Raw genomic sequence first — 13,238 nt, 5'->3', positions numbered from 1 at the left:
TGATCCGGCGGCGACGGGCGGATGTACCGGCCCCCGGCCCCGACCCACCCACCCGGCGCACCACCAGCAACGCCGGATAGCCTCGAACCATGAGCAGGCCCGCCACCTTCACCCCTCCCCCCGGCATCCACGCCCACCGCCTCCACACCGCACGCGGCGACTTCGCCACGCTCGAAGCGGCGGCGCAGGGACAGCGCAAGGGCACCGTGCTGTTCGTGCCGGGGTTCACCGGCAGCAAGGAGGACTTCATCTCGCTGCACGAGCCGCTGGCCGCGGACGGCTACCGCACCGTGGCCGTGGACGGCCGGGGCCAGCACGAGTCCCCCGGCCCCCGGGACGACGAAACGGCGTATGCGCAGGGCGAGTTGGCAAGGGACGTACTCGCGCAGGCGGACGCCGTCGGCACCCCCGTACACTCCCTCGGCGGCCAGATCGCCCGCGCCGCCGTACTGCTGAACCCCTCCCCTTTCGTCTCCCTCACGCTTATCTCCTCCGGCCCCGCCCAGATCTCCGTCTCCCAGCAGCAGCGCGTCAAACTGCTCCGGGACGCGCTCGCCGTCATGGACATGACCCAGGTGTGGGAAGCCATGCAGGCGATGGAACCGCCGGAGGACACCGACACCGGCGGCCTCGACGAGGGCCTCGACGACCTCGCCGACCTACGCCGCCGCTGGCTCGGCAACAGCCCGGCGCAGCTCATCGCGACCGGCCGCCAGCTGTGCACCGAACCCGACCGCGTCGCCGAACTCGCAGCGCTCCCCCTGCCGAAGCATGTCCTGTCCGGCGACGAGGACAACACCTGGCCGCTCCCGCTCCTCGACGACATGGCCGTACGCCTCGACGCGCGCCGCACGGTCATCCATGGCTCGGAGCACTCCCCGAACACGGACCGCCCCGAGGAAACAGCCCGCGCCCTCGCGGACTTCTGGAACCACATCCACAAACGCTAGTACCGCGGACCAGCACTGCACCCGGTACGTCGGGCTAGTACTGCGCCCGAAGATGCTCCCAGAACCCGTCCCGAAGCGCCCGCCGCAGATCCGCCTGTCCCCGCAGCGAGTACTGCAACAACCCCTCAGCCTCGACCAGCAGATCCTGGTCGACCGAGCCGGGCAGATACGGATGCCCGGGCAGCAGCTCCACCAGCGCCTCCCGCCCGCGCGCCGCCAGCCACTTCGCGGCGACCTGGGCGCCCACGAACCGGACGTCCTCGCGCGTGGGCCGGGCAGCCGCCGTCGCGTCGTACGTGGCGGCGGTCCGCCGAGCGACGTACGGCTTGAAGAAGTCGAGGTCGAAGGTGCGCTGGCTGTCGACCTCCCAGAGCAGCGGCTCGGCCTGGTTGCGGCCCTCCGGCGCCTCGATGCCCCACAGGTGGACGCGTGCCCCGTACCCCTGCGCGGCCTCGACCGCCGACACCAGATCCTCGTCGCCGCCGAGCAGCGCGGCGTCGCTGATGGCGCGGTGCCGGGCGAGGGACTCCAGGTCGGACCTGATGAGTGAGTCGACGCCCTTCTGCTGGTTGTTGGCGTTGAGGTTGCCCAACCGCACCTTCACGTCCGGCAGTTCGGCGATGGACTGCTGTTCCGCGGTGTGGATGCGACGCCGGGCGCCGTCGTACCAGTAGACGCGCAGCAGCCTGCTGTCCGCGAAGATCGTGCGGGCCCGGTCGATGAGCGCCTCGATGAGACCCCCGGTGTCCAGATCGAAGGAGCGACGGTCCTCGGTGCCGGCGACCAGCCGTCCGGCGGCCGCGTACAGATATCCGGCGTCGACGAAGATCGCATGGGTCGAGGGCGTCTTGGCCACCTCGGCGAGCATGCGCTGGAGCAGTTCGTTCGTGTGGTCGATGCGGGCGCCGAGCGCCCCGAGGTCGTCGTTCATCGCTTCCATTGTCCCGGTGGTCACGCTTCGAACACAACCGGTCCCAATCAGTCCACTACCGGCAAGTAGTTAGCGACTCGAAAAATTTCCTTAGCGTAGGGAATGTTTGTAACACGCATCCCGTTGAATCCGTATGGAGCGAGGGACACCGACGCCCCACGCGCCACTCACAAGTAGTTCTCCTCAGGAGGATGACCAGACGAAGGGAGAAGCCAATGCGCTTCGAAATCATGCGACTCGACGATGTCGACGGAACAGCCGTGGACAGCACCGTCGTGGACGCCGCCTCCGTCAACCGGATCGTTCAGCAGGCTGCCGCCATAGGACAGCGACTCTGGATCCGCCCGGCCGACTCATCCGCTTCATAACACGCGGACAGACTTCAGAGCCCCGTACGGCAACCATGCCGTACGGGGCTCTGCTCATGACCGGGGCAGGGCAACTCAGCTCCCCCGGATCACCTGCGTCACCCCGTTGATGATCTGCTGGACCGCGATCGCCGACAGCATCATGCCCGCGAGCCGCGTCACCAGCACCACGCCGCCGTCCTTGATGACGCGGATGATCAGCAGCGAGTACCGCATCACGATCCACAGCACGACATGGATGGCGAGGATCGCGGCCCACACCGACACCTGCGTGGCGACGCTGTCGGCCTTCTGCACGGCCAGGATCACCGACACGATCGCGCCGGGTCCGGCGAGCAGCGGCATGCCCAGCGGTACGAGGGCGACGTTGACGTCCTTGGTCTGCTTGGGCTCGTCGGTCTTGCCGGTGAGCAGGTCGAGGGCGATCAGCAGGAGCAGCAGGCCGCCCGCGATCATCAGCGCGGGCACGGACACATGCAGGTAGTCCAGGATCTGGTGCCCGAGCAGCCCGAACACGGCGATCACTCCGCCGGCCACACAGACGGCCTGGAAGGCCATCCGCCGCTGCACCTTGGCGGGGCGACCCGCGGTGAGCGCGAGAAAGATCGGAGTGATCCCGGGGGGATCCATGATCACGAAGAGAGTGAGGAAAAGGGAACCGAAGACGGCGACGTCGAACACAGCTGAGGCCTTGCAGGTATGGAAGGGTGGGACCGAAAACAGGAAGTGAGCAACCAGGCAGCGCGAACTGGGCAACCAGGAAGAGGAAACCGGGAAACCAGGGACCTACGCGCCCCGGCCCCCACCCGCCCCAGGCACCGGAAACGCCCCCGTCGCCCGCCGGGTGATCTCCCCGTACACCTCGGGGTCGGTCGTGAACTCGCCGAGCACGCACGTCTTTCGGCTGCCGTGGTAGTCGCTGGACCCGGTGGTCAGCAGCCCCAGCTCGGCCGCCAGCCCGCGCAACCGCGCCCGGGTGGCCGGTTCGTGGTCCATGTGGTCGACCTCGATGCCGTCGAGGCCCGCGGCCGCGAGCTCCGCGATGGCGGAGTCGGGCACGGTCCGGCCCCGCTTGCCGGCGGCCGGATGCGCGAAGACGGTGACACCGCCCGCTCCCTTGACCAGCCGGATCGCCTCGAAGGGGTCCGTCTCGTGCTTCTCGACGAAGGCCCGGCCGCCGTCGGACAGCCAATGCCCGGTGAAGGCGTCGTTCACGGTCGGTACGACGCCGAGCTCGACCAGGGCGGAGGCGACATGAGGCCGCCCGACCGAACCCTCGCCCGCGATGCGCGCCACCTGCGTCCAGGTGATCGGCACCCCGAGCTCCTGGAGTCGGGCGACCATGCCCTTGGCACGCGGCACCCGGTCGTCCCGTACGAGCTCACGCTCGGCGAGCAGCGCGGGCTCCTCGGGGTCGAAGAGGTAGGCCAGCATGTGCATGCTGATGCCGTCCAGGCGGCAGGAGAGCTCGGCCCCGGTGACCAGCGTGAGCCCGGCGGGCAGCGCGTCGATCGCCTCGGCGTACCCGCGGGTCGTGTCGTGGTCGGTCAGCGCGACGACGTCCAGACCGGCGGCGGCAGCGTTGCGGACCAGCTGGGCCGGGGTGTCCATACCGTCGGACGCGGTGGAGTGGGCGTGCAGGTCGATGCGCACTACGCGGACTCCAGACGCTGACGGGACGGAAAGAGGACGCCCAAGGGCACGGAAGGGACGAGATCACCCAGGGGCACGGAAGGGAACACCCAAGGGTAACGGGAACCCGACCCTCCCCTGTCACACCCGCACCTGCCCGGCGCCCCCTACGAACCGCCGTGAGCCCTACGGTTCCAGGATCCGCGGCGACAGCGCCCCGCACGGCAGCAGGTCCGCCTCGGCGCCCGCGTCCCGCAGGTCGGTCAGCACCAGTTCGTCGTACATCAGCAGCCCCGACTGCTCGGGCCACACGACCGCCCACAGCCACAGCCCGAGCGCCTCGCCCGCGAAGACGGCGCGGTCCTCGGGAGCGCCGGCCACATGCCAGAGGGGTGTGGGGCGGCCGGCCGCGAGGACCTTCGCCTCGGGCGGTTTCTCGACACTCATGTACGGGCCGGGGTCGGGGCCGTCGACTCCCGCGTACCGCGCGCCGAGACCGACGCCGAGTTCCTCGGCGATGAGGATCAGTTCTCCTGTGCCGCCGAGCGGTCCGGGTCCGGAGCAGGCGACGGCGGTCGCGCGCCCGCCGCTGCGGTCGTCACCGGCGAAGGCGGCGCCGGTGAACAGCCAGCCGACCGGCAGTGGCCACGGCATCCACACGGGCACCCGGGCACGGTGCACCACCACGCCGAGGGCCTCGACGCTGGGCGGGATCACGGGCTGCAGCGGATGCACGGTGCCGTGCAGATCGCACTGCCAGGAGTCGGCAAAGAGGCCGGGAGCCCTGACCCGGCCACCACACTTCGGGCAACTGGGTTCGCCCCTCATAGAGCCCAACGGTCCTCCCCGTCCTGCGCCGCGTCAAGGACGATCACCCGTCCGGCGCCCGCACCTCATCCCGGGCCGCCCGGTGAAATTAGATGTAGCTTGCATTATTTAGTCGACCTAACTTATTATGTGTATACGTCAACGATCTGGTCGAGGACTGCGAGGACCACACATGCGCACCACCACAGGAGAAGCGGCTGAAGCGGACCCCATCGGCGACCCTTTCGACGCGGGGGCCGGCAGCATCCTGCGCCAGCCGAAGGCCGTCTGGGCGACTGCCGGGGCGTCCGTCGTCGCCTTCATGGGCATCGGGCTCGTCGACCCGATCCTGCCGTCCATCGCCAAGGGCCTGGACGCCACCACCAGCCAGGTCTCGCTGCTCTTCACCTCGTACTTCCTGATCACCGCCGTCGCGATGCTGGTGACGGGCTTCGTCTCCAGCCGTATCGGCGGCAAGAAGACCCTGCTGCTCGGCCTCGCCCTCGTCGTCGTCTTCGCGGGCCTGGCGGGCACGTCCGGATCGGTCGGCGAACTCGTCGGGTTCCGGGCCGGCTGGGGCCTGGGCAACGCGCTGTTCGTGTCCACGGCCCTCGCCGTGATCGTCGGCTCGGCGGCCGGCGGCAGCGCCGCGGCGATCCTGCTGTACGAGTCGGCCCTGGGCCTCGGCATGGCGTGCGGACCTCTGCTGGGCGCGCTGCTCGGCAACGCCAGCTGGCGCTACCCGTTCTTCGGCACCGCGTTCCTGATGGCGGTCGGCTTCCTGTGCATCACGGCGTTCCTGAAGGAGCAGCCGAAGCCCGCGAAGAAGACCTCCCTGCTCGACCCGATCCGCGCACTGGGCCACGGCGGCCTCGCCTCGGCGGCCGTCTCGGCGTTCTTCTACAACTACACGTTCTTCACCGTGCTGGCCTTCACCCCGTTCGTGCTGAACATGAACCCGTACAAGTCGGGCGCCGTCTTCTTCTGCTGGGGCCTGCTGCTCGCCCTCTTCTCGGTGATCGTCGCCCCGCGTATGCAGGCCCGCTTCGGCTCGCTCAAGGTGCTCGGCGGCTCACTGGTCCTGCTCGCCGTCGACGTACTCGTCCTCGGTTACGGCAGTCACACCACCGCCGTGGCCTGCACGATCCTGTCCGGCGCCTTCATCGGCGTGAACAACACCGTCTACACGGAACTGGCCCTGGGAGTCTCGGACGCACCGCGCCCGGTGGCGAGCGCCGGGTACAACTTCGTGCGGTGGTTCGCGGCCGCGGCGGCGCCGTACTTCGCGCCGAAGATCGAGGAGTGGAGCGACATCCACATCCCGTTCGTGGTCGCCGCCCTCACGGCGGTGATCGGCGCCGCGGTGGTCTTCGTACGACGGGACGCGCTCACGCACGACGCCGAGGAGCTGGAGCCGCGGCACGCCACGGAGGACAGTGCCACCGTCTTTGCCAACTGACTGATTTCGGCCAGGCTCTGACCTGGGATCAGCCGGAGTGGGCCAGAAACCTCAGTCCAGCGGAACGGACCTGCGCAGTGGATCACGCAGGTCCGTTCCGCCGCTGAGCCAGCGCTCCTGGAGGGCGCCCGCGCCGTGCACGCGCTTCCACGCGGCCTCGTTCGGCGTCATGGGGAGCAGCGGCAGGAAACGTACGGGGTCGGCGGGCTCGTCCAGGTCGAGGTCCTCCACCAGGCCACCCGGCTCGGCGACCAGTACGGAGGTGAACGGCGCGCCCGGCCACAGGGGTTCGCCCACGTCGAGCGAGGCGCCGGGAGCCACGATCAGGCCCTCGACCTGCGGAGACGCGGCGAGTACGGCGAGCGGGCGGAGCACCTTGTCGGTGTCGGCGGCGCCGGCGCGCACCGAGAGGACCAGCTCGGCGCGCGGGCCTTTCACGGGGTCGGCGACCACCGACGTGGGGTCCGCCATCGGCTGGGCGGACATCCCGAGCGTCGCGTAGCGGACGATGTCGCCCTCGGTGAAACGGAGCACTTCGACGCGGTCGGTACCGAGGAAGGTGACCGCGGCCCGCGCGTCGGGCTCGCCCAGCGCGGAACGCATCCGGGCCTCGACCAGAGGGAGAACATCAGCCATGAGCCGAGCATAGAACTCGTTAGTACGGGGTAAAGCGGCGCCTTGACGCTTCGGTGCGCTGATACTCTTGGCCCTCGGCCGGGGCAGCACGCAGAAGCGTCGCTCTCAAGTCCCGGCCCTCTGAGGCTGAGTCCCCCCACGGGGGAACCGTCCAACTCCCCTGTGGAGGGAGCTGGACCCCCTACGGGGGATGGATCGTCCCTCACGGGGGACCGACCGGAGGAGGTGGGGCTGCAATGGACCGAAGTCACCCGTGCAGTACTACCCGCTCTTCCGGTCGCTGAGTTCTTTAGCTGGCTCTGTAATCCTGCTGGCTGTCGCCTCCTGCGAACATGTGCATACGTGTCAGCGTTGCCCGGTGCACCACGGAAGAGCGCTTCGTTCCCACCTGATCCGTTCGATCCGAACGCGATCCGTCTGATCGAGACGTGATCTGCCTGATCTGAATCAGTAGCGAAGCTGCCACCGCGACGGTGCGGTGCTCCCCGCTTTGTGGACGTACCAAACATCCGCAGTCAGGACGTCCCCATTCCGGGCAGTTCCAACCGTCGTCGGCCGCCTCCGTTGCGAAGGAGCCTGCCATGTCGATGATTCGTGACCTCCGTGCCGCGGTCCGCCCCCGTCCCTCGCTGCGCAAGGACAGTGGCTCGTACGACACCACGCGTGACCCCGGTACCCCCTCCGCCGTGGTCGACTGCGCCATCTACCGCGACGGCGCCCGGGTGGAGACCCGCGAGCCCCTGACGCCGCACCAGGCGGTGCGTCAGGTGCACCGTGACGGCGGCTTCGTGTGGATCGGTCTGCACGAGCCGACCGAGGCCGAATTCTCCGGTATCGCAAGCGAGTTCGGGCTGCACCCGCTCGCCGTCGAGGACGCCGTGCAGGCCCACCAGCGGCCCAAGCTGGAGCGGTACGACGACTCGCTCTTCACCGTCTTCAAGACCATCCACTACGTCGAGCACGACCAGCTGACCGCCACCAGCGAGATCGTCGAGACCGGCGAGGTCATGTGCTTCACCGGGCGGGACTTCTTCATCACCGTCCGGCACGGCGGGCAGGGTTCGCTGCGGGCGCTGCGGCACCGGCTCCAGGACGACCCGGAACTGCTCGCCAAGGGGCCCTCCGCGGTCCTGCACGCCATCGCCGACCATGTCGTCGACGGATACATCGCGGTCGCGGACGCCGTGCAGGACGACATCGACGAGGTCGAGACCCAGGTCTTCTCCCCCGGCCGCAAGGGCTCCCCGCGCGGCACCGACGCCGGGCAGATCTACCAGCTCAAGCGTGAGGTGCTGGAGTTCAAGCGGGCGGTGTCGCCGCTGCTGCGCCCCATGCAGCTGCTGAGCGAGCGGCCGATGCGGCTGGTCGACCCCGACATCCAGAAGTACTTCCGCGATGTCGCCGACCACCTCGCCCGGGTCCAGGAGCAGGTCCTCGGCTTCGACGAGCTGCTCAACTCGATCCTCCAGGCCAACCTCGCGCAGGCGTCCGTCGCGCAGAACGAGGACATGCGCAAGATCACGTCCTGGGCCGCGATCATCGCCGTACCGACGATGGTGTGCGGGGTGTACGGCATGAACTTCGAGCACATGCCGGAGCTGCACTGGCGGTACGGCTACCCGGTGGTCATGGGCCTCATGGTGACCCTCTGCGTGGGGATCCACCGCACGCTCAAGCGCAACGGCTGGCTGTGAACCCCGGCTGGTTAGTCTTGGCCCCATGACGCAAGAGCTGCTCGACCAGGCCCTCGTCGAGGAGGCCACCAAGAAGTCCGGGCTGATCTGGGTCCGGGGCAGCGAGGTGCCGGTACTTCAGGGGCAGGCCCGTGCTGTGCCCACCCGCGCCCTGTGGCACGTGTGGCACGACGGCGCGGCCTGTCTGATCGGCGACGGGCCCGGCGAGCAGCCGCTGCCGGGGCTGGTCGACGGGGGCGAGGCGGTCGTCACCGTACGCAGCAAGGACAAGGGCGGGCGCCTGGTGGCCTGGACCGCGAAGGTCGTGGAGCTGACGCCCCGATCCCCGGAGTGGGAGGCGGTGGTCGCCGAGCTCAAGGGCAAGCGACTGAACGCCCCCGACGGGGAGGCGATGACCGAGCGCTGGGCACGCGAGTGCCGGGTGGTCCGACTTGAGCCGACGGGCGGCACCTCCGAACTCCCCGACGGCTCGCTCTCCGCGCCGCCGCTGCCCACCCCCGCCACCACCCGGCAGCCGGCCCCCGCGGGCCTTCCCCGTCTTCTCTTCAAGAAGCGCAGGCGACGCTAGAAGCAGACGCGGCACGCCTACGACTGAACCAGGCGCGGCAGGCCTACGAGGACGGCAGCTGCTGCCCGTAGTCCACCGTCTCCTTCTTGGTGGGCTCCGTCAGCGCGAAGTCCTTGCCCCAGTCCGTGAGGCGGAGGGTGCCGGCGTTGCCCGCGCGCACCAGGAGGAGGGGGTACGCCGTTCCCTCCAGGGAGACGTCCAGGGAGCCGCCCGAGCCGTCGCCGCCGGTGATGCGGAAGGTGCGGACGCCGGACTGCTCGTGGTAGCCGTCGGTGGAGACGGTGCCCTGCAGGGTGAGCAGGCCGTCGAGGAGGACGTCCTTGTCGGTGAAGCCGCTGAAGCGCTTGTAGGTGGGGTCGTCGGTGGGGACCTTCACGTACATGCCGCTGAGCTTGTCGGCGACGTCCGTGTCCGTCGAGGTGGCGCCGCCCGAGCCGTCCGGGTGGGTCCAGAAGTCCGCGTCGGCCTTCAGGTAGAGGTGCTCGCCGACCCTCAGCAGCCGGAAGGTCGACTCCTTCGAGGTGACCGACCCGGTGCCGCCGTCGTCCTTGAGGCTCATGTCGAGGGTGTACGTGGTCCCGTTGGTCACGACGGTTCCGGAGAGCCGTACCGTCTTCGCCGCCTCGGCCGCCTGCTTCGTCTTCGTCTGGATCTGGGCGGCGGTCAGCTTGCCCACCCCGTTCGTGCCCGCGTCCGGATCCTCGCTGCTGCACCCCGTCAGTCCTGTCCCCGTCACGACCAGTGCGCACATCGCGCTCACCAGTGCGGCCCTGCGGGTACGGCCCTGGAGAATTGCAGTCACAGGTGGGGCGCCTTTCGAGCGGGGGTCCGGCGGCGGCGTTACGGCAGCGTACCGGTGCTTCCCTCGCCCGCCGGAAGGGGTCCGTCCGGACCGCCCACCAGGGCGTATCCGACCGGGACGGGCTAGCCTGAAGCCCACTCGAGCGGACAAAACGGCAGGAACAGGAGGCGCGGGCATGGCCGCAGGCGCCCCCCGGATCTTCGTCTCGCACCTGGCCGGCGTCGCCGTCTTCGACCCGAACGGCGACCAGGTGGGCCGCGTGCGGGACCTGGTCGCCATTCTGCGTGTCGCGCGGCGGCCGCCCCGGATCCTCGGCCTGGTCGTCGAACTGTCCACGCGCCGCCGCATCTTCCTGCCCATGACCCGGGTGACCGGCATCGAGAGCGGCCAGGTCATCACCACCGGAGTCCTCAACGTACGCCGCTTCGAACAACGGCCCACGGAGCGGCTGGTGTTCGGCGAACTCCTCGACCGGCGCCTCACCCTCGTCGAGACGGACGAGGAGGTGACCGTGCTCGACGTGTCCATCCAGCAGCTCCCGGCACGACGGGACTGGGAGATCGACCGGGTCTTCGTCCGCAAGGGCCGCAGCGGGGCCTTCAGGCGCACCAAGGGGGTGACCCTGACCGTCGAGTGGTCCGCGCTCACCGGTTTCTCGCTGGACGAGGAGGGACAGGGCGCCGAGAGCCTCCTCGCCACCTTCGAGCAGCTGCGCCCGGCCGACCTCGCGAACGTCATGCACCACCTGTCGCCGAAGCGGCGCGGCGAGGTGGCCGCCGCGCTGGACGACGACCGTCTCGCCGACGTGCTCGAACAGCTCCCCGAGGACGACCAGATCGAGATCCTCGGCAAGCTCAAGGAGGAACGCGCGGCCGACGTCCTGGAGGCGATGGCCCCGGACGACGCCGCCGACCTGCTCGCCGAACTCCCCGAGGACGACGTGGAGCGGCTGCTGAAGCTGATGCGGCCCGGCGACGCGGCCGACGTACGGCGGCTGATGGCGTACGAGGAGCGGACCGCCGGCGGTCTCATGACGACCGAACCCATCATTCTGCGGCCCGACGCGACGATCGCCGAGGCACTCGCCCGGGTCCGCAGCCCCGACCTCTCCCCCTCACTCGCCGCCCAGGTGTACGTGTGCCGCGCGCCGGACGAGACACCCACGGGCAAGTACCTGGGCACCGCGCACTTCCAGCGGCTCCTGCGCGACCCGCCGTACACCCTGGTCAGCTCGATCCTCGATGACGATCTGCAGCCCCTTTCCCCGGACGCCGCGCTGCCCGTCGTCGCCGGGTTCTTCGCGACGTACGACATGGTCGCGGCGCCCGTCGTCGACGAGAGCGGCTCGCTGCTCGGCGCGGTGACCGTGGACGACGTACTGGACCACATGCTGCCCGAGGACTGGCGGGAGACGGAGTTCCACCTCGACGAGGACGAGGTGGACGACGAGGGGATGGCCGATGGCGCCTGAACGCGAGACGCGCGAGCGCGCCGTCTCCGGGGCGACCGCGGCCCCCCGGCCGCGCAACCGGCTCGACCAGCCGAAGCCGACGCGCCGCAGACTGCTGCCCGAGTGGGACCCGGAGGCGTTCGGGCGGTTCTCGGAGCGGATCGCACGGTTCCTGGGCACCGGGCGGTTCATCGTCTGGATGACCGTCGTCGTCGTGGTGTGGGTGCTGTGGAACGTCTTCGCGCCGGGCGACCTGCGCTTCGACAACTACCCGTTCATCTTCCTGACCCTGATGCTATCGCTCCAGGCCTCCTACGCGGCCCCGCTGATCCTGCTCGCGCAGAACCGGCAGGACGACCGCGACCGGGTCAACCTCGAACAGGACCGCAAGCAGAACGAGCGGTCGATCGCGGACACCGAGTACCTCACCCGGGAGATCGCCTCGCTGCGGGTGGGCCTCGGCGAGGTCGCCACCCGCGACTGGATCCGCTCCGAGCTCCAGGACCTGATCAGGGAACTGGAGGAGCGGCGTCCGGACGGCCGCGTCGTATTCCCGTCGGAGCGGCCCCGGGGACGTGACGCAGACGACCTGTGACAGGGCTTTCCGGGGCACATGGGGAGCCCCGTACCATCGACAGCATGGTGGCTACGGAAGACGCGGTGCGCGAAGCACTGGCGACGGTGAACGACCCCGAGATCCAACGACCCATCACCGAACTGGGGATGGTCAAATCGGTTGAGATCGCTGCGGATGGTGCAGTCGCGGTCACTATCTATCTGACCGTCTCCGGCTGTCCGATGCGCCAGACCATCACGGACACCGTGACGGCCGCGGTCGCGGCGGTCGCGGGCGTCACGCACGTCGACGTGACCCTGGACGTGATGGGCGACGAACAGCGCCGCGAGCTCGCGGCCGCGCTGCGCGGCGGGACGGCCGAGCGCGAGGTCCCCTTCGCCCAGCCCGGCTCGCTCACGCGCGTGTACGCGGTCGCCTCCGGCAAGGGCGGCGTCGGCAAGTCCTCGGTGACGGTGAACCTTGCGGCGGCGATGGCGGCCGACGGCCTCAAGGTCGGTGTCGTCGACGCCGACATCTACGGCCACTCCGTGCCGCGCATGCTCGGTGCCGACGGCAAGCCGACCCAGGTCGAGAACATGATCATGCCGCCGTCCGCGCACGGCGTGAAGGTGATCTCGATCGGGATGTTCACGCCGGGCAACGCGCCCGTCGTATGGCGCGGCCCGATGCTCCACCGCGCCCTCCAGCAGTTCCTGGCGGACGTCTTCTGGGGCGACCTGGACGTACTGCTCCTCGACCTTCCGCCAGGCACGGGCGACATCGCGATCTCGGTCGCGCAGCTCGTCCCGAACGCCGAGATCCTCGTCGTGACGACGCCTCAGCAGGCCGCCGCCGAGGTCGCCGAGCGCGCGGGCTCCATCGCCGTGCAGACCCACCAGAAGATCGTCGGCGTCGTCGAGAACATGTCGGGCCTGCCCTGCCCGCACTGCGGCGAGATGGTCGACATCTTCGGCACGGGCGGCGGCCAGGCCGTCGCCGAGGGCCTGACCCGCACCACGGGCGCCCACGTCCCGGTCCTCGGCAGCATCCCCATCGACGTCCGCCTCCGCGAGGGCGGGGACGAGGGCAAGCCCGTCGTCCTGACCGACCCGGACTCCCCGGCGGGCTCGGCCCTGCGCGCCATCGCCGGCAAGCTGGGTGGCCGGGCACGGGGCCTGTCGGGCATGTCCCTGGGGATCACGCCGCGCAACAAATTCTGAGTACGGGACTGGAGTCGCTGGAGGCGCCCCTTCAGGGGCGCGGGGAACGGCGCGAGCAACCACGACGCACCCGCAGGTTGAAACGCTCCCCACGAGGAGGGGGGGGGCGGGGTGTATCTCGGCGGCCCCCACCGCCTAAGCCCCCCCCCCCGGAGGACGCCCCCC

The 13,238-nt window shown here is 69.8% G+C and carries 14 protein-coding genes; 8 read left to right on the top strand and 6 right to left on the bottom strand.

What is annotated here, in order from left to right; translation table 11 throughout:
* The first annotated feature begins 89 nt into the window (after positions 1-89).
* Positions 90-950 carry an alpha/beta fold hydrolase gene (locus tag ACFWP7_RS41915; protein WP_384393691.1) on the top strand — a complete coding sequence of 287 codons (861 nt, stop codon included), beginning with the start codon at positions 90-92 and terminating at the stop codon, positions 948-950.
* A gap of 34 nt (positions 951-984) precedes the next feature.
* Here the strand turns inward: ACFWP7_RS41915 and ACFWP7_RS41910 are convergent, their stop codons facing one another.
* Complete coding sequence (locus ACFWP7_RS41910) at positions 985-1,881, bottom strand: NYN domain-containing protein (RefSeq protein ID WP_384393688.1); 897 nt, start codon at positions 1,879-1,881, stop codon at positions 985-987.
* A 215-nt stretch (positions 1,882-2,096) separates the two neighbouring features.
* On the opposite strand from ACFWP7_RS41910, the gene ACFWP7_RS41905 reads away from it, so the two are divergent.
* Complete coding sequence (locus tag ACFWP7_RS41905) at positions 2,097-2,249, top strand: hypothetical protein (protein WP_356270542.1); 153 nt, start codon at positions 2,097-2,099, stop codon at positions 2,247-2,249.
* Between the two features lie 75 nt (positions 2,250-2,324).
* Here the strand turns inward: ACFWP7_RS41905 and ACFWP7_RS41900 are convergent, their stop codons facing one another.
* The 3 genes from ACFWP7_RS41900 to ACFWP7_RS41890 form a co-directional block, all read right to left on the bottom strand.
* On the bottom strand, positions 2,325-2,930 hold the full coding sequence (locus ACFWP7_RS41900; protein WP_384393686.1) for a MarC family protein: 606 nt from the start codon (positions 2,928-2,930) through the stop codon (positions 2,325-2,327).
* Between the two features lie 105 nt (positions 2,931-3,035).
* The gene (locus ACFWP7_RS41895) at positions 3,036-3,902 is read right to left on the bottom strand and encodes a PHP domain-containing protein (RefSeq protein WP_384393683.1); all 867 of its coding nucleotides are present in this window, start codon (positions 3,900-3,902) and stop codon (positions 3,036-3,038) included.
* 165 nt (positions 3,903-4,067) lie between these two features.
* The gene (locus tag ACFWP7_RS41890) at positions 4,068-4,709 is read right to left on the bottom strand and encodes a DUF6758 family protein (protein ID WP_384393680.1); all 642 of its coding nucleotides are present in this window, start codon (positions 4,707-4,709) and stop codon (positions 4,068-4,070) included.
* A 172-nt stretch (positions 4,710-4,881) separates the two neighbouring features.
* On the opposite strand from ACFWP7_RS41890, the gene ACFWP7_RS41885 reads away from it, so the two are divergent.
* Entirely contained in the window at positions 4,882-6,147 is a 1,266-nt protein-coding gene (locus ACFWP7_RS41885; RefSeq protein ID WP_384393678.1) for an MFS transporter, read from the top strand.
* A gap of 51 nt (positions 6,148-6,198) precedes the next feature.
* On the opposite strand, the gene ACFWP7_RS41880 is transcribed toward ACFWP7_RS41885, so the two are convergent.
* Positions 6,199-6,783 carry a suppressor of fused domain protein gene (locus ACFWP7_RS41880; RefSeq protein ID WP_384393676.1) on the bottom strand — a complete coding sequence of 195 codons (585 nt, stop codon included), beginning with the start codon at positions 6,781-6,783 and terminating at the stop codon, positions 6,199-6,201.
* Positions 6,784-7,364: 581 nt separating this feature from the next.
* On the opposite strand from ACFWP7_RS41880, the gene ACFWP7_RS41875 reads away from it, so the two are divergent.
* Both ACFWP7_RS41875 and ACFWP7_RS41870 read left to right on the top strand, forming a co-directional pair.
* Positions 7,365-8,477, top strand: a complete 1,113-nt coding sequence (locus ACFWP7_RS41875) for a magnesium and cobalt transport protein CorA (RefSeq protein WP_384393673.1) — start codon at positions 7,365-7,367, stop codon at positions 8,475-8,477.
* Positions 8,478-8,502: 25 nt separating this feature from the next.
* Positions 8,503-9,045: a hypothetical protein gene (locus ACFWP7_RS41870; protein ID WP_384393670.1), complete on the top strand. Its 543-nt coding sequence runs from the start codon at positions 8,503-8,505 to the stop codon at positions 9,043-9,045.
* A 43-nt stretch (positions 9,046-9,088) separates the two neighbouring features.
* Here the strand turns inward: ACFWP7_RS41870 and ACFWP7_RS41865 are convergent, their stop codons facing one another.
* Positions 9,089-9,847, bottom strand: a complete 759-nt coding sequence (locus tag ACFWP7_RS41865) for a hypothetical protein (RefSeq protein ID WP_384393667.1) — start codon at positions 9,845-9,847, stop codon at positions 9,089-9,091.
* 175 nt (positions 9,848-10,022) lie between these two features.
* Between ACFWP7_RS41865 and ACFWP7_RS41860 the strand changes: the two genes are divergently transcribed.
* Genes ACFWP7_RS41860 through ACFWP7_RS41850 form a run of 3 tightly spaced genes read left to right on the top strand, consistent with a single transcriptional unit; the run spans position 10,023 to position 13,073 of the window.
* Complete coding sequence (locus ACFWP7_RS41860) at positions 10,023-11,318, top strand: magnesium transporter MgtE N-terminal domain-containing protein (protein WP_384393665.1); 1,296 nt, start codon at positions 10,023-10,025, stop codon at positions 11,316-11,318.
* Positions 11,308-11,892 carry a DUF1003 domain-containing protein gene (locus ACFWP7_RS41855; RefSeq protein WP_384393662.1) on the top strand — a complete coding sequence of 195 codons (585 nt, stop codon included), beginning with the start codon at positions 11,308-11,310 and terminating at the stop codon, positions 11,890-11,892. Before ACFWP7_RS41860 ends, ACFWP7_RS41855 begins: the two co-directional genes overlap by 11 nt.
* A 47-nt stretch (positions 11,893-11,939) precedes the next feature.
* On the top strand, positions 11,940-13,073 hold the full coding sequence (locus ACFWP7_RS41850) for an Mrp/NBP35 family ATP-binding protein (RefSeq protein ID WP_384393694.1): 1,134 nt from the start codon (positions 11,940-11,942) through the stop codon (positions 13,071-13,073).
* Positions 13,074-13,238: the final 165 nt, after the last annotated feature.

The organism is Streptomyces sp. NPDC058470, assembly GCF_042721055.1.
In the GTDB taxonomy this organism is placed as follows: domain Bacteria; phylum Actinomycetota; class Actinomycetes; order Streptomycetales; family Streptomycetaceae; genus Streptomyces.
This window is presented reverse-complemented; position numbering and strand designations above follow the sequence as displayed.

Bases quoted from the DNA above. Each gene is read 5' to 3' on its own strand.
- ACFWP7_RS41915 (WP_384393691.1), top strand. From the start codon at position 90: ATGAGCAGGCCCGCCACCTTCACCCCTCCCCCCGGCATCCACGCCCAC.
- ACFWP7_RS41910 (WP_384393688.1), bottom strand. From the start codon at position 1,881: ATGAACGACGACCTCGGGGCGCTCGGCGCCCGCATCGACCACACGAAC.
- ACFWP7_RS41905 (WP_356270542.1), top strand. From the start codon at position 2,097: ATGCGCTTCGAAATCATGCGACTCGACGATGTCGACGGAACAGCCGTG.
- ACFWP7_RS41890 (WP_384393680.1), bottom strand. From the start codon at position 4,709: ATGAGGGGCGAACCCAGTTGCCCGAAGTGTGGTGGCCGGGTCAGGGCT.
- ACFWP7_RS41885 (WP_384393678.1), top strand. From the start codon at position 4,882: ATGCGCACCACCACAGGAGAAGCGGCTGAAGCGGACCCCATCGGCGAC.
- ACFWP7_RS41880 (WP_384393676.1), bottom strand. From the start codon at position 6,783: ATGGCTGATGTTCTCCCTCTGGTCGAGGCCCGGATGCGTTCCGCGCTG.
- ACFWP7_RS41875 (WP_384393673.1), top strand. From the start codon at position 7,365: ATGTCGATGATTCGTGACCTCCGTGCCGCGGTCCGCCCCCGTCCCTCG.
- ACFWP7_RS41870 (WP_384393670.1), top strand. From the start codon at position 8,503: ATGACGCAAGAGCTGCTCGACCAGGCCCTCGTCGAGGAGGCCACCAAG.
- ACFWP7_RS41860 (WP_384393665.1), top strand. From the start codon at position 10,023: ATGGCCGCAGGCGCCCCCCGGATCTTCGTCTCGCACCTGGCCGGCGTC.
- ACFWP7_RS41855 (WP_384393662.1), top strand. From the start codon at position 11,308: ATGGCGCCTGAACGCGAGACGCGCGAGCGCGCCGTCTCCGGGGCGACC.